The sequence below is a fragment of the Streptomyces sp. NPDC002537 genome, assembly GCF_053594975.1.
In genome coordinates this window covers 21,630-44,854 of sequence record NZ_JBSFWT010000030.1, presented here as the reverse complement: position 1 = coordinate 44,854, position 23,225 = coordinate 21,630, and the positions used below count along the sequence as shown (strand labels likewise).

20 protein-coding genes and 1 pseudogene are annotated in these 23,225 nt (G+C 73.1%); 13 read left to right on the top strand and 8 right to left on the bottom strand.

From position 1 onward, the window contains the following. Nucleotides 1-19: 19 nt before the first annotated feature. Nucleotides 20-544: an AAA family ATPase gene (locus tag ACWD4A_RS16135; RefSeq protein ID WP_451194251.1), complete on the top strand. Its 525-nt coding sequence runs from the start codon at nucleotides 20-22 to the stop codon at nucleotides 542-544. 251 nt (nucleotides 545-795) lie between these two features. Next, a complete protein-coding gene (locus tag ACWD4A_RS16130; protein WP_451194249.1) occupies nucleotides 796-1,830 on the top strand; it encodes a tetratricopeptide repeat protein in 1,035 nt (344 codons plus the stop codon). Nucleotides 1,831-2,011: 181 nt separating this feature from the next. On the opposite strand, the gene sodN is transcribed toward ACWD4A_RS16130, so the two are convergent. Further along, the gene (gene sodN / locus ACWD4A_RS16125; protein WP_451194247.1) at nucleotides 2,012-2,407 is read right to left on the bottom strand and encodes a superoxide dismutase, Ni; all 396 of its coding nucleotides are present in this window, start codon (nucleotides 2,405-2,407) and stop codon (nucleotides 2,012-2,014) included. Nucleotides 2,408-2,423: 16 nt separating this feature from the next. On the opposite strand from sodN, the pseudogene sodX reads away from it, so the two are divergent. Beyond that, nucleotides 2,424-2,885, top strand: a pseudogene (gene sodX / locus ACWD4A_RS16120) (nickel-type superoxide dismutase maturation protease); the annotation flags it as partial. A 47-nt stretch (nucleotides 2,886-2,932) separates the two neighbouring features. Here sodX and ACWD4A_RS16115 read toward each other — a convergent pair. From ACWD4A_RS16115 to ACWD4A_RS16100, 4 genes are all read right to left on the bottom strand, one after another. Continuing rightward, nucleotides 2,933-3,586 (bottom strand): CGNR zinc finger domain-containing protein, encoded by a 654-nt coding sequence (locus tag ACWD4A_RS16115; protein WP_451194245.1) that lies wholly within the window; start codon nucleotides 3,584-3,586, stop codon nucleotides 2,933-2,935. A 177-nt stretch (nucleotides 3,587-3,763) separates the two neighbouring features. Continuing rightward, entirely contained in the window at nucleotides 3,764-4,525 is a 762-nt protein-coding gene (locus ACWD4A_RS16110; RefSeq protein WP_451194243.1) for an amino acid ABC transporter ATP-binding protein, read from the bottom strand. Further along, entirely contained in the window at nucleotides 4,522-5,472 is a 951-nt protein-coding gene (locus tag ACWD4A_RS16105; protein ID WP_451194241.1) for an amino acid ABC transporter permease, read from the bottom strand. The genes ACWD4A_RS16110 and ACWD4A_RS16105 overlap by 4 nt, the downstream gene beginning before the upstream one ends. A 139-nt stretch (nucleotides 5,473-5,611) precedes the next feature. Further along, on the bottom strand, nucleotides 5,612-6,583 hold the full coding sequence (locus tag ACWD4A_RS16100) for an ABC transporter substrate-binding protein (RefSeq protein ID WP_451194239.1): 972 nt from the start codon (nucleotides 6,581-6,583) through the stop codon (nucleotides 5,612-5,614). A gap of 561 nt (nucleotides 6,584-7,144) precedes the next feature. Between ACWD4A_RS16100 and ACWD4A_RS16095 the strand changes: the two genes are divergently transcribed. The 3 genes from ACWD4A_RS16095 to ACWD4A_RS16085 all read left to right on the top strand — a co-directional run bounded on the left by ACWD4A_RS16095 (nucleotide 7,145) and on the right by ACWD4A_RS16085 (nucleotide 11,289). Continuing rightward, nucleotides 7,145-8,356 carry an NAD(P)-dependent malic enzyme gene (locus tag ACWD4A_RS16095; protein ID WP_451194237.1) on the top strand — a complete coding sequence of 404 codons (1,212 nt, stop codon included), beginning with the start codon at nucleotides 7,145-7,147 and terminating at the stop codon, nucleotides 8,354-8,356. A 406-nt stretch (nucleotides 8,357-8,762) separates the two neighbouring features. Then, the gene (locus ACWD4A_RS16090; RefSeq protein WP_451194235.1) at nucleotides 8,763-9,725 is read left to right on the top strand and encodes a zinc-binding dehydrogenase; all 963 of its coding nucleotides are present in this window, start codon (nucleotides 8,763-8,765) and stop codon (nucleotides 9,723-9,725) included. A 16-nt stretch (nucleotides 9,726-9,741) separates the two neighbouring features. Beyond that, a complete protein-coding gene (locus ACWD4A_RS16085; protein WP_451194234.1) occupies nucleotides 9,742-11,289 on the top strand; it encodes a glycoside hydrolase family 5 protein in 1,548 nt (515 codons plus the stop codon). Here the strand turns inward: ACWD4A_RS16085 and ACWD4A_RS16080 are convergent. Together ACWD4A_RS16080 and ACWD4A_RS16075 are read right to left on the bottom strand one after the other, a co-directional pair. Then, on the bottom strand, nucleotides 11,270-12,211 hold the full coding sequence (locus ACWD4A_RS16080; protein WP_451194232.1) for a helix-turn-helix transcriptional regulator: 942 nt from the start codon (nucleotides 12,209-12,211) through the stop codon (nucleotides 11,270-11,272). The genes ACWD4A_RS16085 and ACWD4A_RS16080 overlap by 20 nt on opposite strands. After that, nucleotides 12,211-13,074 (bottom strand): DUF4097 family beta strand repeat-containing protein, encoded by an 864-nt coding sequence (locus ACWD4A_RS16075; protein ID WP_451194230.1) that lies wholly within the window; start codon nucleotides 13,072-13,074, stop codon nucleotides 12,211-12,213. The genes ACWD4A_RS16080 and ACWD4A_RS16075 overlap by 1 nt, the downstream gene beginning before the upstream one ends. 138 nt (nucleotides 13,075-13,212) lie before the next feature. Here ACWD4A_RS16075 and ACWD4A_RS16070 point away from each other — a divergent pair, with 138 nt between their 5' ends. Continuing rightward, nucleotides 13,213-14,001: a hypothetical protein gene (locus ACWD4A_RS16070; RefSeq protein WP_451194228.1), complete on the top strand. Its 789-nt coding sequence runs from the start codon at nucleotides 13,213-13,215 to the stop codon at nucleotides 13,999-14,001. Between the two features lie 256 nt (nucleotides 14,002-14,257). On the opposite strand, the gene ACWD4A_RS16065 is transcribed toward ACWD4A_RS16070, so the two are convergent. Continuing rightward, nucleotides 14,258-14,443 (bottom strand): DUF6104 family protein, encoded by a 186-nt coding sequence (locus ACWD4A_RS16065; RefSeq protein WP_451194226.1) that lies wholly within the window; start codon nucleotides 14,441-14,443, stop codon nucleotides 14,258-14,260. A 170-nt stretch (nucleotides 14,444-14,613) separates the two neighbouring features. On the opposite strand from ACWD4A_RS16065, the gene ACWD4A_RS16060 reads away from it, so the two are divergent. The 6 genes from ACWD4A_RS16060 (at nucleotide 14,614) to ACWD4A_RS16035 (ending at nucleotide 23,216) form a co-directional block, all read left to right on the top strand. Next, the gene (locus tag ACWD4A_RS16060; protein WP_451194224.1) at nucleotides 14,614-15,012 is read left to right on the top strand and encodes a CU044_2847 family protein; all 399 of its coding nucleotides are present in this window, start codon (nucleotides 14,614-14,616) and stop codon (nucleotides 15,010-15,012) included. Beyond that, on the top strand, nucleotides 15,009-17,147 hold the full coding sequence (locus tag ACWD4A_RS16055; RefSeq protein WP_451194222.1) for a VMAP-C domain-containing protein: 2,139 nt from the start codon (nucleotides 15,009-15,011) through the stop codon (nucleotides 17,145-17,147). The genes ACWD4A_RS16060 and ACWD4A_RS16055 overlap by 4 nt, the downstream gene beginning before the upstream one ends. A gap of 154 nt (nucleotides 17,148-17,301) precedes the next feature. Beyond that, complete coding sequence (locus ACWD4A_RS16050; protein ID WP_451194220.1) at nucleotides 17,302-18,309, top strand: AAA family ATPase; 1,008 nt, start codon at nucleotides 17,302-17,304, stop codon at nucleotides 18,307-18,309. Nucleotides 18,310-18,315: 6 nt separating this feature from the next. After that, a complete protein-coding gene (locus ACWD4A_RS16045) occupies nucleotides 18,316-21,444 on the top strand; it encodes an SAV_2336 N-terminal domain-related protein (RefSeq protein WP_451194218.1) in 3,129 nt (1,042 codons plus the stop codon). Between the two features lie 103 nt (nucleotides 21,445-21,547). After that, nucleotides 21,548-21,775, top strand: a complete 228-nt coding sequence (locus ACWD4A_RS16040; RefSeq protein ID WP_451194216.1) for a hypothetical protein — start codon at nucleotides 21,548-21,550, stop codon at nucleotides 21,773-21,775. Nucleotides 21,776-21,881: 106 nt separating this feature from the next. Then, entirely contained in the window at nucleotides 21,882-23,216 is a 1,335-nt protein-coding gene (locus tag ACWD4A_RS16035) for an aKG-HExxH-type peptide beta-hydroxylase (RefSeq protein ID WP_451194214.1), read from the top strand. The last annotated feature ends 9 nt before the right edge of the window (nucleotides 23,217-23,225 follow it).

Genomic DNA, 23,225 nt, shown 5'->3' with positions numbered 1-23,225 from the left:
GTCGCGGAAGGAATGACCTGTGCCCCTCGCCGTTCTCCTGGTCGGCCTGACCGGCTCCGGGAAGACCACCGTCGCCCGGGCCTTGGCCGAGCGCGGCATCACCCGGCTGTCGGTGGACGAAGAGGTGCACCGCCTCCACGGCCGGTACGGCGTGGACTACCCCGAGCACACCTACTTCGAGCGGGAGCGGCCTGTAGCCGAGGCGATTCGCCAGCGGCTCATCAAGGAACTCCAGGCGGGGAACGATGTCGTCCTGGACCATGGGTTGTGGCGCCGTAGTGATCGCGACACCTGGCGGCAGGCCGCCCGCGAAGCAGGTGGCCTGCCCCTCGTCGTCTACCTCCCCGCCGACCGCAACGAGCTTCTGCGACGCCTCGCCGAGCGCAACCAGCGCGAGGACGCCAACGCTCTGACCGTGACCCCCGAGGCCCTCGACGACTTCTTTGCCCGCTTTGACCCTCCGGCCGACGACGAGGAAGTGATCGTCTACACCGGAGACCTGGATGCGGTCGTGGCAGCGTTGTCTGCGGCCAGGCACAGGTAGGACTGAAGCACCCCACTGAGGGCGAGGGGCGGTCGACAGAATCTGCTGACGAACTTCGCGGGCCCAAAGGGCTCGACCGCAAGTCCGCTTGGCGCTGGATGGAAGCCCAGCGGCGGCCGGAGTACTGGTTGTCGTACATCGATCGTCTTCTCGAACTGGGGTTAGACCAGGCCGGAGTGACGGAATCAGATCACCCCGGCCCACAACCCGCAGATACCGTGGGATCACTCATCCAGTTGGGGGTGCGAGACGTGCAACGCCGGAGGTTCCTGGCCGCGACCAGCGGATACGCTCTCAGCGCGCTCGCGCTGCCCGACCTCGATGCCATCACCCGGCGCGTCCGCTCGGCCTCCGCCGGAGCCGTACGGGTCGGCAAGGGTGAAGTCGCCGCCGTCAAGCAGATGGTCCAGGCCCTCGGCGACGCCGCCGCCGAGCTCGGCGGCGGACACGCCCGTCACCTGGCCGTCCGGTACCTCACCGACGACGTGGCCCCGTGGCTGAACGGGAAGTACACCGAGGCCACCGGCCGCGAGCTGTTCGCCGCCACCTCCCAGCTCGTCCACCTCGCCGGCTGGATGGCCCAGGACGAGGGCAACGACCCCGAGCACCAGGGCCGGGCCCAGCAGTACTACGCGCACGCCTACCGCCTCGCCGCCGAAGCCAAGGACCCCGAGCCGGCCGCTACCGCCTTGCGCGGCCTGGCCGTTCAGACCATGGACCTCGGCCCCAAGCACCGCGCGGTCGCTCTGCGGCTGTCCGAGAAGTGTGTGGAGTACGCCAAGGACATTTCCGACCCGCGGGTGGTCGCCTACTACGAGATCACGCTCGCCGACGCCGCCGCCCTCGACGGCGACCGCCGCCTGGCCACCCGCTCCCTCACCACGTCCCAGACCGCCATCGAACGCGCGACGAGCGGGCCGGGTGAGTCGTGGGCCTCGCACTTCAGCCACGGCCGGTGGGCCTACACAGCCGGGATGATCCACGCCAAGATGGGCGACCTCGACGGCGCCGAGGAACACCTCCGCCAGGCCCTGGAGATCCACGGCCTCGACCGCCGCCGGTCCCGCGCCGGCGTCCTCGGCCACCTCGGCGAGATCCACCTCCGCCAAGGCGACCTCGACGGCGCCCTGGCCACCTGGACGGAGTTCCTCGACTGCGCCGAAGGCGTCCGCTCCGTGAAGGTCCTCGACGCCGCCCAGAACATGCGGGTCCGGCTGGAGCGGTACAAGAACGTCACCGAGGCCGAGCAGCTACGACAGCGGGCCGCACACCTCACCAGCGGGTGACCGCTCGCCCGCGGCCGTGGATCGCGACGACACGGTGAACATGGGCGGTATACCGCCGACAGCGCTTTGCCTGCTGTGGCCAGTTGTGGCCAGGCGAAGAAAAAACCGCACCCGGCCCGTCGAGGGCGCCACGTTCGGCGGCTCGCGGACCGGGTGCGGTTCCGGCAAGAACGGGAGGCCGTCAGGCCTTCTTGGTCTCCCAGAAGATCTTGTCGATCTCGGCGATGAGCTCCAGCGCCTTCTCGCCCGTCTTCGGGTCGTTCGACGCCTTGGCGGCGCTCAGGGCCTTGAGGGTGTCGTTGACCAGCTGGTGCAGCTGGGGGTACTTCTCGAAGTGCGGGGGCTTGAAGTAGTCGCTCCACAGGACCGAGATGTGGTGCTTGGCGAGCTCCGCGCGCTGCTCCTTGATGATCAGGGCGCGGGTGCGGAAGTCCTGGTCCTCGTTGGCCTGGTACTTCTCCTGGACTGCCTTGACCGACTCGGCCTCGATGCGGGCCTGGGCCGGGTCGTAAACGCCGCAGGGCAGGTCGCAGTGGGCGCTGACCTGCACCTTGGGGGCGAACAGGCGGGAGAGCATAAAACTGTCCTTCCTCGTGATCGTCTTCTCAGGTGCGAGATTACTCGGTGTGGGAAGGCTTTTCTCGGGTGCCCCGGGGGGCTTAGGACAAAAGTCCAGTGACAGGCTGGGACCGGTACTGGGACTGGTACAGGACTGGTGGAGGAAAAACGGACCGGGAGGTGCCGCGGTGCAGGAGCAGGTGGACGAGCGCGGGCAGGAGCAGGACCGCGAGCGTCGCGGACTGCTGCGGATCGGGCTGGCCGAGGTCTACAACCCGTCGATGGTGCCCACGCTGAACCCCGGAGACCAGCTCGTCGTGCAGTACGGGGCGGCCGTCCGGCCGGGTGACGTGGTGGTGCTGAGGCATCCGTTCCGGCAGGACCTGCTGATCGTGAAGCGGGCGGTGGAGCGGCGCGAGGGCGGCTGGTGGGTGATGGGGGACAACCCGCTGGTGGAGAACGACAGCCGGGAGTTCGGCACGGTGCCGGACGAGTTCGTGGTGGCCCGCGCCTGGGTGCGGCTGCGGCGGCCGCCGGAGGCGGGTCAGCGCTCGCTCGGCGCGCTGCTGTCCTGGCTGGCGTCCGCGCTCCGGCCGGTGCGCGTGCGCGCGCTGACCGCCGAGGCGTCGGCCTCGCGGCTCTCCAGGCGCTTGCGGGCGCGGTAGGCGGCCACGTTGGCGCGGGTGGCGCAGCGGTCGGAGCAGTAGCGGCGGGAGCGGTTGGTCGAGGTGTCGAGGTAGGCGTTGCGGCAGGGCGCGGCCCGGCAGATGCCCAGGCGGTCGACGCCCAGCTCGGTGAGGTGGACGGCCAGACCCATGCACGCGGTCGCGGTGTACGAGGCGCTGGCGTTGGCCGCGTGGTCGGCGATGTGCATGTGCCACTTGGGGCGGCCGTCGGCGTCGCGCTGCTCGTGGCCGGAGATCTGCGGGCTGACGGGGAATTCGATCAGCAGGCCGTTGAGCAGGTCGACGGCCCGTACCTCCTCGCCCGCGTCGGCGGCCTCGAAGACCGCGCGCAGCCTGGCCCGTACGGACCGCAGCCGGGTGACGTCGCTGTCGGACGCGCGCCGGGCCGCCTGTGCGGCGGTGCCGAAGAGCTCGCGCACGGCCTCGACGGAAGTGAGCGTGTCGGTGCCGCGCGCGGGTTCCTCGGTATTGACCAGCCGCACGGCGTAGTCCGAGTAATAGGCCAGTTCCACTTTATGGTCCTTGTCGTCCGAGTAATGGCCGGCGCACGATCGAGGGTATTACAACGCTGTCGCGTGAAAGAGCGTGAAAGAGCGTGAAAGAGCGCGAGAGAGCGTGAAAGAGCGCGAAAGAGGCGGTGGCACGGGCTCTGCCCGTGCCACCGCCTCGGCACGCGTCCGCGCCGTCCGCTACAGCACCTTGGAAAGGAACGATTTCGTGCGGTCGTGCTGGGGATTCGTCAGCACGTCGCGCGGGTGCCCGGACTCCACCACCACGCCGTCGTCCATGAAGACCAGCGCGTCGCCGACCTCCCGGGCGAAGCCCATCTCGTGCGTGACGACGATCATCGTCATGCCGTCCTCGGCGAGGCCGCGCATGACGTCGAGGACGTCGCCGACCAGCTCCGGGTCGAGGGCGGAGGTCGGCTCGTCGAAGAGCATCAGCTTGGGCTGCATGGCCAGCGCGCGGGCGATGGCCACGCGCTGCTGCTGGCCGCCGGAGAGCTGGGAGGGGTAGTTGGCCGCCTTGTCGGCGAGGCCCACCCGCTCCAGCAGGGTCATCGCCCGCTCCTTGGCCGCCGCCTTGGACTCGCCCTTGACCTGGACCGGCGCCTCCATGACGTTGGCCAGCGCCGTCATATGGGGGAAGAGGTTGAAGCGCTGGAACACCATGCCGATGTCCCGGCGGTTCCGGGCCACCTCGCTGTCCTTGAGCTCGTAGAGCTTGTCGCCCTTCTGCCGGTAGCCGACGAGCTCGCCGTCCACGTACAGCCGCCCGGCGTTGATCTTCTCCAGGTGGTTGATGCACCGCAGGAAGGTGGACTTGCCGGAGCCGGACGGGCCGATCAGACAGAACACCTCGCCCTGGGCGACCTCCAGGTCGATGCCCTTGAGGATGTGCGCGGCACCGAAGGACTTGTGCACGCCCTCCGCCTTCACCATCGCGGTCATGCGCCGGCCCCTTCCTTGGTGCGCTGGCCGATGTTCGCCAGATTGGCCTTGACCTTCTGCCACGGGGTGAGCGGCAGGCTGCGCAGCGAGCCCCGGGCGTAGTACCGCTCCAGATAGAACTGGCCGACGCTGAACACGCTGGTCAGGATCAGGTACCAGGTCGCCGCGAGGAAGAGCATCTCGACCGTGGCGCCGGTGGTCTGGCCGATGTCGGAGGTGGACCGCAGCAGTTCGAGGTACTGCGCCGCGCTCGCCGCCAGCGACGAGGTCTTGAGCATGTTGATGAACTCGTTGCCGGTCGGCGGCACGATGACGCGCATCGCCTGCGGCAGCACGATCCGGCGCAGCGTCCTGCCCTGGCTCATGCCGAGCGCGTGCGACGCCTCGGTCTGGCCCTCGTCGACGGACTGGATGCCCGCGCGCACGATCTCCGACATGTACGCGGCCTCGTTGAGCCCCAGGCCGAGCAGCGCGGCCATGAACGGGGTCATGAAGGAACTGGTGTAGTCCCGGTAGATGAAGCCGAGGTTGATCTCCGGGAAGATCAGCGCGAGGTTGAACCAGAGCAGCAGCTGGACATAGACCGGGGTGCCGCGGAAGAACCAGATGTAGGCCCAGGAGACCGACGAGGTCACCGGGTTCTTCGACAGCCGCATCACCGCCAGCACGATGCCGAGCGCCAGGCCCAGCAGCATCGCGAGCACCGAGATGAGCACGGTCTTGCCGAGACCGGTGAGGACCGAGGAGTTGAACAGATAGTCGGGGATCGCGTGGTAATTGACCTTGGCGTTGGCAAAGGCATTGACCAGCAGCCCGAGCAGCGCCAGTACGACGACGGCGGAGACCCACCGCCCGTAGTGCCGTACCGGAATGGCCTTGATCGTCTCCGGTTTACGGGCGGGGGGCGGGGCGTCGGCGGGCCCCGTCTTTTCGGGAACAGCAGTCACGGTGTGGCCTTTCAGCGGTCCGTATCAGGGGAAGAAAGGGGGCGCCGGGCGGGCCGTCCGCCGTGCGCGGGTACGGCGGGGGAGCCGTCCGCCCGGGGACGGGGCGGCGGCACGGAGGGGGACGGCCCGGCGGCCGGGGTCAGGAACCGCCGTTGATCTTGGCTTCCTTGACCGCACCGGCCTCGACGCCCCAGGTCTTGAGGACCTTGTCGTACGCACCGTTCTTGATGATCGCCGCCAGGGCGGCCTGGAGGGCGTCCCGCAGCTGGGTGTCGCCCTTGGGGACGGCGATGCCGTACGGCGCGGCCTGCACCTGCTCGCCGACCGCCTCGAAGTCCTTGCCGCCGCCCGCGGTCTTCACCGCGTAGGCCGCGACCGGGAAGTCGCTGGACACGGCGTCGACGCCACCGGCCTTCAGCCGGGTCTGCGCCTCCAGATCGGTGTCGAAGGCCTCGATGCCGATCGTGCCCTTGCCCGCCTTGTCGCACTTCTCGGACTCGGACTTCGCCAGGTCGTGCGAGACGGTGCCGCGCTGCACGGCGATCTTCTTGCCGCAGAGGTCGTCCCAGGACGAGATGCCCTTGGTGTCGCCCTTCTTGGTGTAGATCGAGACACCGGCGGTGAAATAGTCGACGAAGTCGACGCCTTCGGTCACCTGCTTGCCGGTCTTGGGGTCGACGCCGTTCTGCCGGTTCCTGTCGTCCGTCATCGCGGACATCGCGATGTTGTAACGCTTGGAACGCAGGCCCGTCAGCAGGGCGTCGAAGGTGCCGTTGTTGAACTCGAACTTCACCCCGAGTTCCTTGCCCAGGGCATCGGCGATATCGGGGTCGAGGCCGACCGTCTTGCCGTCCTTCTTGAACTCCACGGGCGGATAGGCGATGTCGGAACCGACCTTGATGACCTTCGAGTCCTGGATGTCCTTGGGCAGCTTGGCGAAGAGCGGGGCCGTGGAGCCGCCGCCCTGCGCGCTCTGCTCGGAGCCGCCGCCGTTCTTGTTCCGCTGGTCGCCACAACCGGTCAGCAGCAGGGCGCCGGCGACCGCGATCGCGCCGGCCGCGGCCAAACGACTCCTGGCGGCAGCCGTGCGAGGGGTGGAGCTTGCGGTCATTGCTGGTTCCTCCTGCGGGTGAGGGGATAGCCGACTGATCACATTGGGGGTCACGCTCGGGGTCAGCGCCGGGGGGCGGCGCTTGGGGTCACGCTCGGGTTGACACTGCGTGGTGCACGGGGTACACGGCGGGACATACGGGGTCGCAAGCACACACCATCGGGTGTTAGCGACCTCGTGTGATTTGGGCATCTTGCCATCTGGACTGCACCGTTCGGGGGGCCAGCTATGTCAAAATCGGATAACGGGTGATCCCCGTGCGGTATCAGGTCGGGTCGTACTACCGGACCGCGGGTGCGCCTCTCCGGTGCGAGATCCATCTCACGCACCTCTTGTCTCACTCCATGGACTTCCGGCACCAGTCGACACGCTTTGGCGTGCTTGTGGCGGTGCCGGTTCCGCGCACGGCCGAAACTCGCTCGGCGGCCGCGGCACTCTTCCGGTAAAAAGACCGACCACATCCCCGGACCCGGGGCTACCAGGGCGTAGGTGCGATGCGCCCGGCGGTCCGCAACCACGGGCGGCTACCCTCGACAGTTCTTCGACAAAGGGGTTGAAAAAGTGGCAGCGGAGATTGTGAATCCCCGAAGCGCCGATGGTGCGGACGAGACCCGGGACGGGCTCTTCGATCCGGCCTTCGCGCTGCACCGCGGTGGCAAGATGGCCATCCAGGCGACCGTGCCCGTGCGCGACCGGGACGACCTGTCCCTCGCCTACACGCCGGGCGTCGCCAAGGTGTGCAGCGCCATCGCGGAGCAGCCCGAGCTCGTCCACGACTACACCTGGAAGTCCCAGGTCGTGGCGGTCGTGACGGACGGCAGCGCGGTGCTCGGGCTCGGGGACATCGGGCCGGAGGCGTCCCTGCCGGTGATGGAGGGCAAGGCGATCCTCTTCAAGCAGTTCGGCGGGGTGGACGCGGTGCCGATCGCCCTCGACTGCCGCGAGGTCGACGAGATCGTCGAGACCGTCGCCCGCCTCGCGCCCTCCTTCGGCGGCGTCAACCTGGAGGACATCTCCGCCCCGCGCTGCTTCGAGGTCGAGCGCAAGCTCCAGGAGCGCCTGGACATCCCGGTCTTCCACGACGACCAGCACGGCACCGCCGTCGTCACCCTCGCCGCCCTGCGCAACGCCGCCAAGCTCACCGGCCGCTCGCTCGGCGGGCTGCGGGCCGTGATCTCGGGCGCGGGCGCCGCCGGTGTCGCCATCGCCAAGATCCTGGTCGAGGCGGGCATCGGCGACGTCGCCGTCTGCGACCGCAAGGGCATCGTCTCTGTCGGCCGCGACGACCTCAACCCGGTCAAGCGCGAGCTCGCGGGCCTCACCAACAAGGCCGGGCTCTCCGGCACCCTGGAGGTCGCGCTCAAGGGCGCGGACGTCTTCATCGGTGTCTCCGGCGGCACGGTCCCGGAGGCGGCCGTCGCCACCATGGCCGAGAACGCGCTGATCTTCGCCATGGCCAACCCGACCCCGGAGATCCACCCGGACGTCGCCCACAAGTACGCGGCCGTCGTCGCCACCGGCCGCAGCGACTACCCCAACCAGATCAACAACGTGCTCGCCTTCCCCGGCATCTTCGCGGGCGCCCTCCAGGTGCGGGCCTCCCGCATCACCGAGGGCATGAAGCTCGCCGCCGCCGAGGCGCTGGCCGCGGTCGTCGCGGACGAGCTGAGCGCCGAGTGCGTCATCCCCTCGCCCTTCGACGAGCGCGTCGCCCCGGCCGTGACCGCCGCCGTCGCGGCGGCGGCCCGTGCGGACGGGGTCGCGCGGCGCTGATTCCGCTGGATGCGGTTGTTTTGACGGGTGTGGGGTGGTTCGCCGCCTGCGGCGGGGGCGGCCTGCGGCCGCGTCCTCAAACGCCGGACGGGCTGGTTTTTGGCTCGTCGCCGTTGTGACGGTGCGGGGTGGCTGCGCCGCTTGCCGTTGTCGGGTGTCCCGCCGTTGCCGCCTGCGGCGGGGGCTCCCTGCGGTCGCGTCCTCAAACGCCGGACGGGCTGAATTCGGGCTCGTCGCCGTTGCAACCGTGCGGGGCCGGGACGCTCCGGGGTAGTACGGGACTGCTTCGCTTTACGTCCCGTGCCACCCCTGCGCGTCCCGGCCCCTCGCGTGGGTACGCGGGCGCGGCGCGCGTCACACCGGCGCGTGGTTCCGCCGCGCGCCGCACTGGGCGTAGGTTCGGACCATGTTCGCCGCCTACGCCGCACGCATCGACCGTGATCAGCCGCTCGCCGGACTGGAGTTGGGCGAACGCCCGGAACCCCAGGCGCCTCCGGGCTGGACCGTCGTCAACGTCAAGGCGGCGTCCCTCAACCACCACGACCTGTGGTCCCTGCGCGGTGTCGGCCTCTCCGAGGAAGCGCTGCCGATGATCCTCGGCTGCGACGCCGCCGGGACCGACGCGGACGGCAACGAGGTCGTCGTGCACTCCGTCATCGGCCAGACCGGCCACGGCGTGGGCCCGCTGGAGCCGCGCTCCATCCTCACCGAGCGCTATCAGGGCAGCTTCGCCGAACGCGTGGCCGTCCCCGCGTGGAACGTGCTGCCCAAGCCGAAGGAGCTGTCGTTCGAGGAGGCGGCCTGCCTGCCGACGGCCTGGCTGACCGCGTACCGCATGCTGTTCACCAACGCCGGTGTGCGCCCCGGCGACAGCGTCCTCGTGCAGGGCGCGGGCGGCGGGGTGGCCACCGCGGCGATCGCGCTGGGCGCCGCGGCCGGGCTGCGGGTCTTCGCGACCAGCAGGGACGAGACCAAGCGGCGGCGCGCCGTGGAGCTGGGCGCCGCGGCCGCGTTCGAGCCGGGCGCCCGGCTGCCGCACCGCGTCGACGCCGTCATCGAGACCGTGGGCGCGGCCACCTGGTCGCACTCGGTCAAGTCACTCAAGCCCGGCGGCACGCTCGTCATCTCCGGCGCCACCAGCGGACAGAGCCCCGCCTCCGCCGAGCTCAACCGCATCTTCTTCCTGGAGCTCAAGGTCGTCGGCTCCACCATGGGCACCAAGGAGGAACTGGCCGGGCTGCTGAGCTTCTGCGCGGCGACCGGCGTACGGCCGGTGATCGACTCCGTCCTGCCCCTTGACCGGGCGCGGGAGGGCTTCGAGAAGATGGCGGGCGGTGACCTGTTCGGAAAGGTGGTCCTGACCGTCTGACCCATGAGGGCGGGCCATGCGCAGTCCGCGAGCGGTGACGGTCGTGCTCGCCCTGGTGGCGGCGCTCCTCGCGCCGGGCGGCGCCCTGGCCCGTACGGACGGGCCGGTCCCGCGGCTGACCGACGAGCGCGGCCGGGTCCTCGACCTGCGTGGCTGGAACGTCGAGGACAAGACCCACCGCGGCGCCGACGCCCTCACCGGGATCACCGAACGGCACTTCCGTGACATGGCGGCCGCCGGGTTCGGGCTGGCGCGGCTGCTGGTCTTCTGGGACGACCTGGAGCCGCGGCCCGGACAGTACAGCGAGCGCTACCTCCGCCGGATCGGACACATCCTGGACTGGGCGCACCGCTACCGCGTCCGCGTGGTGATCGACGCCCACCAGGACGTCTTCGGGCCCGCCTTCGGCGGCCACCGCGGTATCCCCGAGTGGGCCACGCGCACCGACGGGCTGGCGTACGTCCCGCACCCCGACGACTGGTTCGCCGAGTACGGCGAGCCCGCCGTGCAGGCCGCCTTCGAGCACCTCTACGAGGACGCGGACCTGCGGCGCGCCCAGGCCCGGATGTGGCGGCTCCTCGCCGCACGGCTCGGCGGCCACCCGGCCGTGCTCGGCTACGACCTGCTCAACGAGCCGATGGGCAAGCCGCGTTCCGGCGAGGACCGGCCCATCGCGGCCCGGCGCGTCGAACGGGACCAGCTCACCCCGATGTACGACCGGCTCGCGGCGGCGGTGCGCCGCGCCGACCGGCGGCACCTGCTGTTCGTGGAGCCGACCCCGATCGTGGGCGAGGCCGTCCCGACCGGCCTCGGCCGCGTCCACGACCCCAAGGTCGTCTACGCCCCGCACTTCTACAGCACCGCCATGGAGGCGGGCCGGGACTACGACCCGGCCGCGCGCTGGATCGAGGCGTACGAGGCGGCCGTGACCCGCTACCCCCGCGAGCGGCACATACCGGTCGTGATCGGCGAGTGGGGCCCGCTCGACTCGTCCCTCCCCAACATGCCCCGCTTCTACGAGGACGCCCTGGCCTCCTTCGCCCGGTACGCCTCCGGCTGGGCCGGTTACGTGTGGTGCTACGGGGGCGGCTACTGCGCGGTCGACGCGGCGGGGCGGTTCCGCCCGAACAAGGAGCGGACGGCCCGGCCTTACGCGACGGCCGTGGCGGGGCGGGGGGTTCGTTCGTCGTACGGTGCAGCGGCCTATCGGCTGTCGTATCTGCCGGTGGGTGCGGGGCCTTCGGTGGTGTCCGTGCCGGCGGCGGTGCGGGGGTGGCGGGTGGCGATTCGTGGGCCGGCGCGGGTGGATGGCTTTGGCGTGCCGCCGGGGCGGCGGGGTGCACTGCGCGTGCGGGCGTATGGGCGGGGGCGGGTGTCCGTGGCCATTTCCCCAGCCCCGCCCCTTCCCGTAACTGGGGTACGCACCCCAGACTTCCGGCTGCGGGCCGGTTCGCCGCCTGCGGCGGGGGCGGCCTGCGGCCGCGTTGCGGGGTCTGGGACGCAGCCCCAGTTCGGGAAGGGGCGGGGCTGGGGAAAAGGAACCGTCACCCCTGCGGCGGGGTGAGCAGCGCAGCGATACGGGTGGCGGCCTCCGCCAAGACGTCGCGGGAGGCGGCCAGTTGGGACGGGGTCACGCCGTGGTCCCGGGCCGCGTCGCGGATGTCGTCGCGGAAGCGGTCCAGGAGGCGGTCCAGATCGCGGGCCGGGTCCTTGGAGAGGGCGTCGGCCGCCGTGGCCCACTCCGGAGGAGAGACCCGCTCCACGGTGACGTCCGGCCCGGAGGCCGCGGCCGGGCGGCCGTTGGCCAGATTGCCCAGTTCCTGGGTCAGGGCGGTGACGCCCTCGACCAGGCCCTTGGGCCAGTCGCCGCCGCGCATCCGCTCCTGCACCCGCTCGGCGATCCGGCGGGTCTCCTCCCGCAGGTGGTCCTGCGCCTGCTTCGCCTGGCGGCGGGCCTGCTGGGCGTCCTGGCGGGCGCGGCGGCTCTCCTCCTTCGCCCGGCGGGCCTGCTCCTTCCACTCCTCCTTCGCCTGCCGGAAGTCCTCCTTGGCCTGCTGCCACGCCTCGCCCTCGCCGAACGGGCCCTCGTGGCCCTTCGTCCGCGTCCGCAGGGCGGCCTCGCGCATCTCGCGCCGCAGGTCGCCCGCGGCGCCGCTGACGTCCTCGCGGATGTCGGCGGCCAGCGCGGAGACCGACTCGCGGATGTCCAGTTCCAGCTCGGCCAGCTCGCCCTGCCGGTCGGCGAGTTCGGCCCGGCCGGTGGGGGTGAGGGAGTAGACCTTGCGGCCGCCCTCGGTGGAGTGGGTGACCAGGCCCTCCGCCTCCAGCTTGGCGAGCCGCGGATAGACGGTGCCCGCGGACGGTGCGTACAGCCCCTGGAAGCGCTCCTCCAGCAGCCGGATGATCTCGTAGCCGTGGCGGGGCGACTCGTCGAGGAGCTTCAGCAGATAGAGCCGCAGCCGGCCGTGGGCGAAGACGGGGGGCATCAGAGAACCTTTCCCAGGAGGGGGCCGCCGGAGCCGGGCTCGGCGTCCGCGTCGGGGCGGCGCAGCAGCGCGACGGCACCGGAGACGGTCGTGGCCTTGAGCCTGCCGCTGCCGGAGCCGAGCCGACCGGTGATCTTCTTGGTGCCGAACTGGCCGTTGACGTGCAGCTCGTCGAAGGCGCAGGACAGCGGCCCGCTGGTGGTGTTGGCGTCGACCTTGGCGTCGGCCGCGTGCGGAAGGCGGATGGCGATCTCGCCCGAGACGGTGCCGAGCGCGAGGTCCGGCCCGGTGGCGGAGGGGGCGAGGTCGATGACCATGTTGCCACTGACGGAGTCGGCCCTGACCTTGCGGCCCGTGCTCTCGACGAGGGTGAGGTCGCCGGACACGGTCTTGAACTCCAGGTCGCCGCCGAGCCCTTGGGCCTCCAGCGCCCCGGAGACGGTGCCGGCCCGCACCTCGCCGGTCACCCCGGTGAGGGTGATGTCGCCCGAGACGCTGCGGATCTCCGTACGGCCCGAGATGTTGGAGACCACGGCGCTCGCCCCCGCGACGCCGACCTCGACGCGGGTGCCGGTCGGCACGGTGAGGGTGACGGCCGCGGTGCGCCTCCAGCCCTTGGGGGAGAGCCACTGCGACAGGTTCTTCCGGGACACGTCGTCGTAGGTGACGGCCAGCGCCCCGCCCTCCAGGGTGACGGTCAGCGGCGGGCCGTCGATCTCGGAGAGCTCCAGCCGGGCGGGCCCGGTGGCGTCGCCCACGACATTGACCGTGCCGCCGATGATCCGGGCGGCCAGGTCCGTGACCGGCTCCTCGAAGGTGATGGTGCGTGGCGCGGACAGTGACCATTCCGACCGGACCGGCATGGCGGGCCTCCTCGGCGTCTCGGCAAGGCGGTGGGCGGCCGGGGCCGCCGGACGCAACCTATATCGCGTCTCTCGATAAACACGATATATCGCGGTCCCGGGAAGTCAAGCGGCTCCGGAGTGACATAGCGTTGTCGCATGTCCGCAACTGATCACAGCCGCGCGGCCGGGGTTCTGCTGCTCTGCCGAGCCGAACCCGACCGCGTCCGTCCCTCCGCTCAGCTCCTCGGCGAACCGCTGCTCCTGGCCCCCGCGGGCGAGGGGTGGAGCGTGCTGATCCCCGGAGAGGACTCCTGGCGCACCGAGGGCACCGACCTCGCGACCGCGGCGGCCGACTGGGCGCACACGCTCGGCATGGCGGAGACCTGGCCCGTCGTGGGCCTGTGGTGGGACGGCAGCGGCGCGGGCTTCGTGGTCGCGGCGGGCTTCCGCCGTACGGTCGGCTACGGCTGGCTCGCCGACGGCACCCCGGTCGGCGCGGAATCCGCCATGAGCTCCCTGCGCGCCCGGGTCGGCCTGGACCCCGTGCTCGACGGGGCCGCGCTCGACGGGCTCACCCGCCCCGACCCCGACGCGGACGCCGGGGCGCGGGTGCTCGGAGTGATCGCCGTGCTCTCCCGGACGGGACTCACACTGCCGCCCGGCCTGGCGCCGGGAGTGGCGGCGGACCACCTGCGGGGCGCCGTGTTCCCCACGGCGGAGGCCATCGACTGGCCGGGGTGGCGTGAGGCCGTGCGGGTCGGATTCACCGGCGGGCCGCTCGATGCGCACATGCGCACCCTTGGTGCGGCGGAAGTCGTGGCCGGGGCCGCTCTCGCCCTGTGGGCGTGCCGGTCGGGGCGCCGGGGATGGGCGACGGCCGGTGCGGTGCTCGCCGTGGACGGTGCGGTGACCGTGGCGTACGACTGGTGGCGACGGAGCGGCTAGCCTCCGGCGGGCTTGCCGATTTTGGGCTGCCTCGCCGTTTTCGGGTGCGGGTCCGTCGCCGCCTGCGGCGGGGGCGGCCTGCGGCCGCGTCCTCAAACGCCGGACGGGCTGGATTTGCCGGCGTAGTCCGCAACCTGCGGGCCGCAAGCCTGCGGGCCGCAGGACAAAGAACCACGGTCCGCACATCCAGCCCGCCCGGCGATTGAGGACAAGCGGCGCAGCCGCTTTCCGCCGGAGGCCCCCGGCCCGTCGGGGACTACAGGTCGTCGTCGTCCTCGTCGTCCAGGCGGGCCAGCCAGGTGGCGAGGCGTTCCACCGGGACCTCGAAGTCCGGGTTGAGGTCGACGAACGCGCGGAGCTGTTCGGCGACCCAGCCGAGGGAGACTTCCTCGTCGCCCCGCCGGTTCTCGAGCTCCTCGATGCCGCGGTCGGTGAAGTACAACGTGCTCTCCGTCAGAGTCAAAGGTGGTGACCGGCAGGACTGTCCGGCGCCTGCCAGGGGCATAACTGCCTTCCCGCCCAGGATAGGCGGGGCGTTGGCCAGAACCTCTCGCGCCCGTCCCGCCCGAGGGCTAGCCTGCTGCAACAGAACGCGGATCCGGGGGGTGGCGCGTGGCAGACGGGATCACTCAGGTCCGCCTGGACGACGGTACGGTCGTCTGGGCGCGGATCACCGAGGCGCACGAACTGGACGGTCCCGACGGCGACGGAGGCTACGCGGACTCCAGCGCCGGGGGCGCCGCCCGGCGCGTCGCCGGGCTCGCGGGCGGCCTGTCGGACGTGGTGCACGGCGTCGTCGGCTCGCTGCGCCCGGCGCTCGCCGCCGTCGCGCCGAACGAGGTCACGGTCGAATTCGGCATCGAACTGTCCGCCAAGGCGGGCCACGTCATCAGCCTGCTCGCCGACGGGGAGGGCAAGGCGTCCATCACCGTCTCCCTCACCTGGTCCGACCGCGGGGAGCCGCGGCCGCCCGGCCCCACGGAACCGCCCGCTACCCCCAGTGCCCCTTGAGCGCCCTCGACGGGACCGTGCGCCGGGCCGTCGTGCGCATTTCCGCGCCCGGCGGTGGGTATGACCCGACCGGTGCCCGGTTCTGGGGCAGTGGTTTCTTCATCGCCCCCGGGTGGGTCCTGACCTGTGCCCATGTGGTGGGGAACGGGGGTGGCGGCGTGCTGAGCGGCGGTACGGCCATCGACATCACCGACCACCGGGAGCGCACCACCGAGGGCCGGGTCGCCCTGGTGCTGCCGCCTCCCGACGACCCCGACCGCCCGCCCCGCAGCTGGAAGCTGCCCGACCTGGCCCTGGTCGAGGTGGACGGCGGCGAGGACGCCGAGTGCCTCTGGCTCAGCGACCGTTCGGCCGTCGTGCCCGCGCGGATCAGCCTGCACGGCTGGTCCCGCGAGACCGGCGACCTGGCCCTGCGCTCCGGCCTCGGCCTGGCCAACGGCACCGACGGGCCCGACGGCAGCGCGATGCTGCTGCGCGGCGAGATCCCCGTCGCCGGCTCCTCCGGCGGCCCCGTCGTCGACGTGGTGCGGGGCGCGGTCATCGGCGTGTGCAAGGGGCGCGGCCAGGACACCGCCGGGCTCGCCGTCCCCGTCACCGCGCTGCGCCGGATGGCCAACGAGCGGCCCGGCCGCGACCGGCTGCACGCCCTCGTCCGCGCCCACGACCGGCACCACCTGCGGCGCTACCGCACGGTCGGCACGCGCGGCAGCTGGACCGGTTTCCAGCACGCCCTGCGGCCCGCCGGGGCGGGCGCCTTCACCCCCGTCCTGCGGACACACCTCTTCGCGCGGCTCGCCGAGTTGTCGCAGCCCGACAAGCCCGGCGACGTCATGGCGCTGGTCCGCGAGGTCAAGAAGCGGATTCTCCAGGCCCCTTACCTGCCGGGCATCGAACACGACCCGCGCACCTGGCGGGAGGGCGTCGGCCTGCTCTACGACCTCCGCGACGACGAGACGCACGCCCCCGAACGGGACCTGGAGCTGGAGGCCGTACTGCTCTACGCGGCCCACGTCGCCGCCGTCGTCAGCCGCATGGGCAACCCCGCGGACGAGGGCCCGCTGAGCGAGCTGAGCGGCTGGATCACCGGGCGCGAGGAGCCGATCGACCGCTTCATCCAGGACGAGATCACCGACATCCTGCACGGCGGCGCCGAGGACCCGGAAGCCCCGCTGCCCGACTCCCCGCCCGACCCCCCGATCGACAAGGTCGAGCTGCGCAAGCCCGAGCGCCGCAAGGTCGAGCCGGGCGTCGCCGAGGTGCAGGCCCGCGCCGACGTGCTCGTGGAGATAGACACCCGCCTCTATGGCGAGAACTATCCCTGGCGCGTCAAACTGCTCCGCGACGACGACCTCGTGACCCTCCGCAGCGACGAACAGGGCGCCCCCCGCGAGAAGTTGCAGGAGGTCCTGCGCGAGCCGATCGCCGAGGCCGTGCGCCAGGGCGACGTCGGCACCCACCTGGCGGCCGTCGAGGTCGTCGTGCCGCGCGAGCTCCTGGACGAGCCCCTGGACTCCTGGCGGCTCTCCCCGCCCGGCGCCACCGAGGACGGCGGCATCGACCCCGACACCCTGCCCCTCGGGCAGCGCCGCGTCGTCGTGCTGCGGGACCGGCGCCGCCGCGACCACCCGGCCATCCCCGAGTGGCACCGCCGCTGGAAGGCCGCCGCGCACGGGCCGCTGACCGCGGTGCCGCTGCGCCGCGAGGCCCCGCTGCGCGGCCACGACGGGCCGGGGCGGGAGAGCGGCCACGGGATCTACGACCGGCTGTCCGGCGTCGAGGACACCGCCGTCCCCGTCTACTGCGGGCCGGTCGCCGGAGGGCCCGGCGCCGCCGCCCTGGAGGCCGCGCTGGCCGCCGGCCACTCCCTCGTCATCTGGCGCAGATGCGCCACCGGGCATACGGATTGCGCCGAATTCCACCGGCAGGTCGGTGAACTCGTGTACGAGGCCAGGACCCCGGAGGTGCTCCACCGGCGCATCCGCAGCCTCCGCATCCGCTGCGGCGACCCCGAGTACCCCGACCCCGAGGTCCTCTGGGCGCGGTCGATCGCCCTGCTCTTCGACTCGCCCGAGCGCCCGCCCCTGCCCGACGTACCGCTCCGCGCGCCCGGACTCCGCCCGGGGCCCACGACATGACGACGCGTCAAGCACATGACAGGGGACGGTGCCACGGACCGGCGGTACGGGCCCGGGACGGTACTTTCGTGCAGGGGCCCGGCCCGCCCGAGGGCACGGCGGCACGGGGGCGCGACGGACTCGGGGCGACGACACCAGCGTTAAGGAGACCGGTGTGAACGACTGGCGCATCTACCGGGGAGCCGGGCTGCCGCACGACGGCATAGAGCGGCTCCCGCCGCCCCCGCCCTGGCGGGACTTCGCCTCGTCCGGCCCCGACACGGGCGCGGACACCGACCCCAGCGCCGCCCGCAGGCTCGGCGTCCTGCGCCGGATGGTGGAGAACCACCATCCGCGCCCCGACGAGGTCGAGGCGATCAACGCCGCCCTCTATCTCCGCCGTCCGCTCCTCGTCACCGGCAACCCCGGCGCGGGCAAGTCCACCCTCGCCCACGCCGTCGCCTACGAGCTCGGGCTCGGCAGGGTGCTCCGGTGGCCCATCGTGAGCCGCACCGCCCTCCGTGACGGGCTCTACCACTACGACGCCATCGCCCGGCTCCAGGACGTCCAGCTGGAACGCGCCGGGGGAGCGGACGGCGGCGGGCGCCCGTCCATCGGCTCGTACGTCCGCCTGGGCCCCCTCGGCACCGCCCTGCTGCCCGCGGACCGGCCCCGGGTGCTGCTCGTCGACGAGCTCGACAAGGGCGACCTCGACCTGCCCAACGACCTCCTCAACGCCCTGGAGGAAGGCGAGTTCACCCTGCCCGAGCTGGAGCGTATCGCCGACCGCGAACCCGAGGTCGAGGTGCTCACCGACGACGGCGGCCGGGCCGTGATCGGCGGCGGCCGGGTGCGCTGCACCACCTTCCCGCTGATCGTGCTGACCTCCAACGGCGAACGCGACTTCCCCGCCGCCCTGTTGCGCCGCTGCATCCAGCTCGACCTCGAACCGCCCGGCGAGGAACAGCTCACCGCCATGGTCAGAGCCCACCTCGGCGACGAGGCGGTCACCGAGGGCGGCGATCTCATCCAGCGGTTCCTCGACCGGGAGCCCGGCGAGGTCATCGCCGCCGACCAGCTCCTCAACGCCCTCTTCCTCACCCAGCACGCCCCGCGCGCCGAACGGGTCACGCGCGACCGGCTCGCCGACAGGCTCATGCAGCCACTGGACCGTCCGAGGTGATGAGGTATGACGGCGCCCCCCGACCAGCGGCTGGGGCAGCTGATCGCGCGCCTGCGGGCCGCGACCTGGGAGCTGACCCCCGAGGAGATCGCCGACGCGGTCTGGCTCGCCCGGTGGGTCACCCCGGCGTCCGGCCCCGGCGCCGCGCCCGCGGCGCCGGACCCTGACACCGCGGCGGGCTCCACGGCCGTGGAGGCCGTCCGGCCGCCGGCCCCGGACACCCCGACACCCGCCCCCGGAATGCCCGACCGGCCGGCGCCACCGGCCACCCGGCACGGCGAGCGCTCCGAGCCGGTGTCCGTGTACGCCGAGAGCGGCACCCGGCACCCGGCACGGCAGCCCCGGGAGACGGAGGCCTTCCCCATAAGGGTGCCCATGGCCGCGTCCCTGCCCGGCCTGCTCGGGCTCCAGCGCGCCCTGCGGCCCCTGCGCGGCTACCGCCCGCTCGCCGCGCCCCCGCGCGGCCCGCTGGACGAGGACGCCACCGCCGACCGGGCCGCCCGCACCGGCGTCCTCGACCCGCTCTACCACCGGGGCGAACGCCGCGCCGCCGCCATGCAGTTGCTGATGGACGCCTCCCCGTCCATGGTCGTCTGGGAGCGGATGCTGGAGGAACTCCGGCAGACCTGCGCCCAGTTGGGCGTCTTCAGCGACGTCCAGGTGCACTATCTGCACCGGTCCGCCGACGGCGGCCCGCTCATCTGCACCGCGGCCGAACCGCACCGCGAGCACGGCACCACCCTCCACCCCCGCCCCGCCGGCCAGTTCCGCGACCCCACCGGCCGCTGCCTCACCCTCGTCATCAGCGACTGCGTGGGCCCCCTCTGGCAGGAAGGCCGCGCCCAACAACTGCTCCACCACTGGTCGCTGACCTCGCCGCTCGCCGTCGTCCAGCCCCTGCCGCCCCGCATGTGGCCCCGCACCGCGCTGCCCGCGGACGCCGGACTGCTGAGCCGCGACCCGAGCACCGGCGGCCGGCTCCGCTTCGACCCCGAGGGCTACGGACCCCGGCCCGCCCCCGGCGCCCTGCCCGTACCGGTGCTGCTGCCCACCCGCGAGGCCCTCGGCGCCTGGGCCCGGCTGCTGTCCGGCCCCGGCCGCACCACCGTGCACGGCGCCGCGGGCTGGGTCCTGCCCGGCCACCCCGCCCGCACCGCCCCCGAACCCGGCCAGGCGCCGCCGCCCACCGCCGACGAACTGCTGCGCGCCTTCCGCGCCACCGCCTCCCCGGGCGCCCTGCGCCTCGCCGTGCACCTCGCGGCCGTCCCGCTCGCGCTCCCCGTCATGCAGGTCGTCCAGCGCGCCATGCTGCCCGACACCGGACCCATGGAACTCGCCGAGGTACTGCTCAGCGGGCTGCTGTGGCAACTCCCCGGCCCCCGGCCCGGACCCGGCGGCGGCCACTGGTACGAATTCGCCGACGGCGTACGGGAACTGCTCCTGCAGTCCCTGGACCAGCCCTCCGCCGCCCTCGTACTCAAACACTGCTCCGAGTACGTCGAACGGCACTTCGGCAAGGGCGCCCGCAACTTCTCCGCGCTCGCCGTCGCCCAGCTGTCCGACCCCGAACCGGGCGACGGCCCCTGGCCCGGCCCGGACGAAGAGAGCGGCGGCACCGAGCCCGAACTCTTCGCCCGGGTGCCCGCCCGCGTCGTCCGCTGGTACCGGCCGCTCCCCACCCGACAGGACGAGGGCGGCGGACTCGGCGAAGCCGAACGCCTGTTGCGGCTCTGGCACCTCCAGGCCGACCCCACCCTGCTCCACGAGGCCCGCGAACACGCCCTCCCGCACGCCCGGCGCCCCGCGGACACCCCCGAGGGCATCCGCGCCCGCCTCGTGCTCGGCGGCATCCTCCGGGCCCTCGCGGGCACCGAGGCCGTCCGCCGCGACCCCGCCGTCCGCACGGCGACCCTGGCGGAGGCCGTCGCCCTGCTCACCGAGGCCCACGAGCACGCCGAACCCGGCACCGCCCCGCATACCGCCGCCGCGCTCGAACTCGCCTCCGCCCACCACGCCCGCTGGCAGGACGACGGGGACCGCGACCACCTCCTCGCCGCCGAACACGCCCTGCGCGCCCTCCCCGACGACGGCCCCGTCCGCCGCCTGCGCCTCGGACGCGTCCTCCTCGCCCTGGCCGGCACCACCCCCGACCCCCGCCCCCCCGCCACCGGGGCCGCCGCCGAACTCCGCGCCGCCTGCGCCCTCCTGGAGGCCGCGGACGCACCCGAACCCCAGCTGTGCGCCGCCCTCCTCGACCTCGCCACGGCACTGCGGCTGTCCGCCGCACCGCCCGGGGAACCCCTCGCCGTCCTCGACCGCGCCGGCCGGCTCGCCGCCGACGACCCGCTGCGCCTGCGCCGCCTCACCGAGCTGGCCCGCGCCCACACCGCGGCGGCCGTGTCGGCGGAGTCGGAGCCGGGTGCGCCGGGGGAGAACGGCCGGGCCGCGGCCGACGAGGCGTACACCGCCGCCGTCGACCTCACCGACCCCTACAGCACCGCCCGTTGCGAACTCCTCACGGAATGGGGCGAGTCACTGCTCCACCACGCGCGCCGCGCACCCGGGTCCGAGGCCCTCGCCCGCGCCGAGTCGGTGCTCCGGGAGGCGTTCTCCGTGAGTCCCGGCCGGGACCCCGGACGGCCCCGCGTCCAACTGCTCCTCGGCCGCGCCCTCGCCCTGCGCTTCGACCGGCAGGCGTTCCTGCCCGACCTCTACGAGAGCGTCCACCTCCTCGAACAGGCCGCCCGGCACGCCCCCGACAGCCGTACCCGCGCCGAGGCCTGGCTGGACCTGGGCACCGCCCGGCTCACCCTGCACCGCCGCGCCGTGGACTCGCCCTTCTCCTCCGCCACGGCCTTCTCCCGGGCGGCGGAGGAAGCCGCGGCCGCGGCCTTCGTGACGGCCGCGGAGGAGGCGCGGACCCCGGAGGGTGCCCCGCCCGGCTCCGTGACCCGCGCGCGGGCCCTGCACCGGCACGCGGAGACCCTGGAGCGCCTCGCACGGCCCAAGGCCGCACTGGCCGCCTACCGCGAAGCCGCCCGGGAATGGGCCGACTTGACCGCCCGGCTCGCCGAGGTCCCCTGGCCCGAGGTCCAGGCGACCCGGGAGTGCGTGGCACGCCTGACAGGACGTTGACCGGAACGCCGCCCGAACGGGTTTCCGTACGGCGGCCCCCGGGAAGAACCGTGCAGCCGCGGGGGCCGCCGTACGGCGGAGAACGGCAGGGAAGGAGCACAGAGTGCCGAAGCTCAGGAGCACCGCGAGGGCCTGCCCGGCGAACGGCGGGGTACGGGTGCCGCCGGTGCCCGACCTCACCGGCGTCGACCTGCGGACCCTGCGCCACGTGACGGTCCCCGGACTCGGCGCCGCCGTGGAGGAGATCCTGCTGGACCCCGGCGGCCTGGAGGCGACCTGGTACTCGGGCGGCGAGGACGCCACCGGCAGGAGGGCGCTCGACCGGCCGTGAAACGGAACGGGAACGGCACGGCGGACAGTACGACGGCCAGCACGGCGGACAACACATCAGGCAGCACACCGGACAGCACATCGGGCAGGGGAGCGGGGTAGCCGGGATGGTCTCGGAGCGCGTCGACGGAAGCGTGGCGCCCGTCCCGTCCCCCGCCGCCCTGGCCCGGCTCGCCCGCACCCGGTCCGCCCCCGACGACCTCGACCTGCTCCTCCGCGCCCTGCACAGCCGCCGCCTGGTACTGCTCAAGTCCCTGCTGACCCGCCTGGACCGGAGCCCGGAGGCCGTGCCCGGCCCCGTCCGCGCGCGCTTCGAGGAGCACTGGCGGCTGCTGGAGCGCGCCGAGGACCGCAGCCCGGCCGCCGTCCGCGACACCCTCGACCACCCCGCCGTCGGCACCTGGCTGGCCCGCGCCCTCGCCGCGGGCGGCCCCGCCTTCGCCGGCCGCCTGGAGCACTTCGGCGCCGTCGCCGCGGCCGCCGCGCTCCGGGCGGGCAGCCCCTTCGCCCTCACCCTCGCCACCCGCGACGGACAGCTCGCCCTGCCCGGCATCGGCGTCCTCGCGACCCTCGCCCACGCCGTGCGGCTCACCGCGGGCGAGCACACCGCCCGCCTCACCACCCCGGACCGCCGCACCGGAACCGTCCTGCTGCGCACCGGCCGCAGGGTCACCGGCGCGGGCCCCGGCTGGCGGGCACCGCGCCGGCTCCCCGGCAGCACCGCCGTCCTGGAGGACCTCGACCCCTACCGGGCCCCGCCCGAGGGTGTCGGCCACGCCGCGCTGCCTCCCTCCCCCCGGTGCGCCACCCGCGACGAACCCTGGGCCCGCTTATGGCGGTCCGCGCTCACCCTGCTGCGCGCCACCGACCCGCAGCGCGCCGCCGAGACCACGGCCCTCCTGCGCTGCCTGGTGCCGCTCGCGCCCAGCGGTGCGCACGGACAGCAGGCCCGCAGAGTGAGCGCGACGTTCCGGGCGGCGCCCGGCGCCGTGCTCACCACGCTCCCGGACAGCCCCGCCGACCTGGCCGCCGTGCTCGTCCACGAGACCCAGCACAGCAAGCTGTCCGTCCTCCACGACCTGCTGCCGCTGCACCGCGCCGGTCCGTACGCCGCCTACCGTGTCGCCTGGCGGCCGGACCCGCGCCCGCTCGCGGGCGTCCTCCAGGGCACGTACGCCCACCTCGCGCTGGCCGACTTCTGGGGCCGCTTCGCGGGGCGCGCGGTCCTTCCGCCGGGCGCGCGCCACGATGCCCGCGCCCGCCACGACTCGTACCGCCGACAGGTCGCGGAAGCCCTGCCCATCCTGCTTGAATCCAATGAACTCACTTCCGCGGGACGTGAGTTCGCGATAGGCATGCAGCGGCACCACGCGGGCCTGGCCGAGGCCCACGGGGTGTGCGCGGCCATCGGCGGTCCGTCACCTTTCGGTGACGTACGGTAATCTTGGCGT

Coding starts and splice junctions, on each gene's coding strand:
- sodN (WP_451194247.1), bottom strand. CDS start 2,407: ATGCTCTCCCGCCTGTTCGCCCCCAAGGTGCAGGTCAGCGCCCACTGC.
- ACWD4A_RS16110 (WP_451194243.1), bottom strand. CDS start 4,525: ATGACCGCGATGGTGAAGGCGGAGGGCGTGCACAAGTCCTTCGGTGCC.
- ACWD4A_RS16100 (WP_451194239.1), bottom strand. CDS start 6,583: ATGACCGCAAGCTCCACCCCTCGCACGGCTGCCGCCAGGAGTCGTTTG.
- ACWD4A_RS16090 (WP_451194235.1), top strand. CDS start 8,763: ATGTTCGCCGCCTACGCCGCACGCATCGACCGTGATCAGCCGCTCGCC.
- ACWD4A_RS16085 (WP_451194234.1), top strand. CDS start 9,742: ATGCGCAGTCCGCGAGCGGTGACGGTCGTGCTCGCCCTGGTGGCGGCG.
- ACWD4A_RS16080 (WP_451194232.1), bottom strand. CDS start 12,211: ATGCCCCCCGTCTTCGCCCACGGCCGGCTGCGGCTCTATCTGCTGAAG.
- ACWD4A_RS16075 (WP_451194230.1), bottom strand. CDS start 13,074: ATGCCGGTCCGGTCGGAATGGTCACTGTCCGCGCCACGCACCATCACC.
- ACWD4A_RS16070 (WP_451194228.1), top strand. CDS start 13,213: ATGTCCGCAACTGATCACAGCCGCGCGGCCGGGGTTCTGCTGCTCTGC.
- ACWD4A_RS16045 (WP_451194218.1), top strand. CDS start 18,316: ATGACGGCGCCCCCCGACCAGCGGCTGGGGCAGCTGATCGCGCGCCTG.
- ACWD4A_RS16035 (WP_451194214.1), top strand. CDS start 21,882: ATGGTCTCGGAGCGCGTCGACGGAAGCGTGGCGCCCGTCCCGTCCCCC.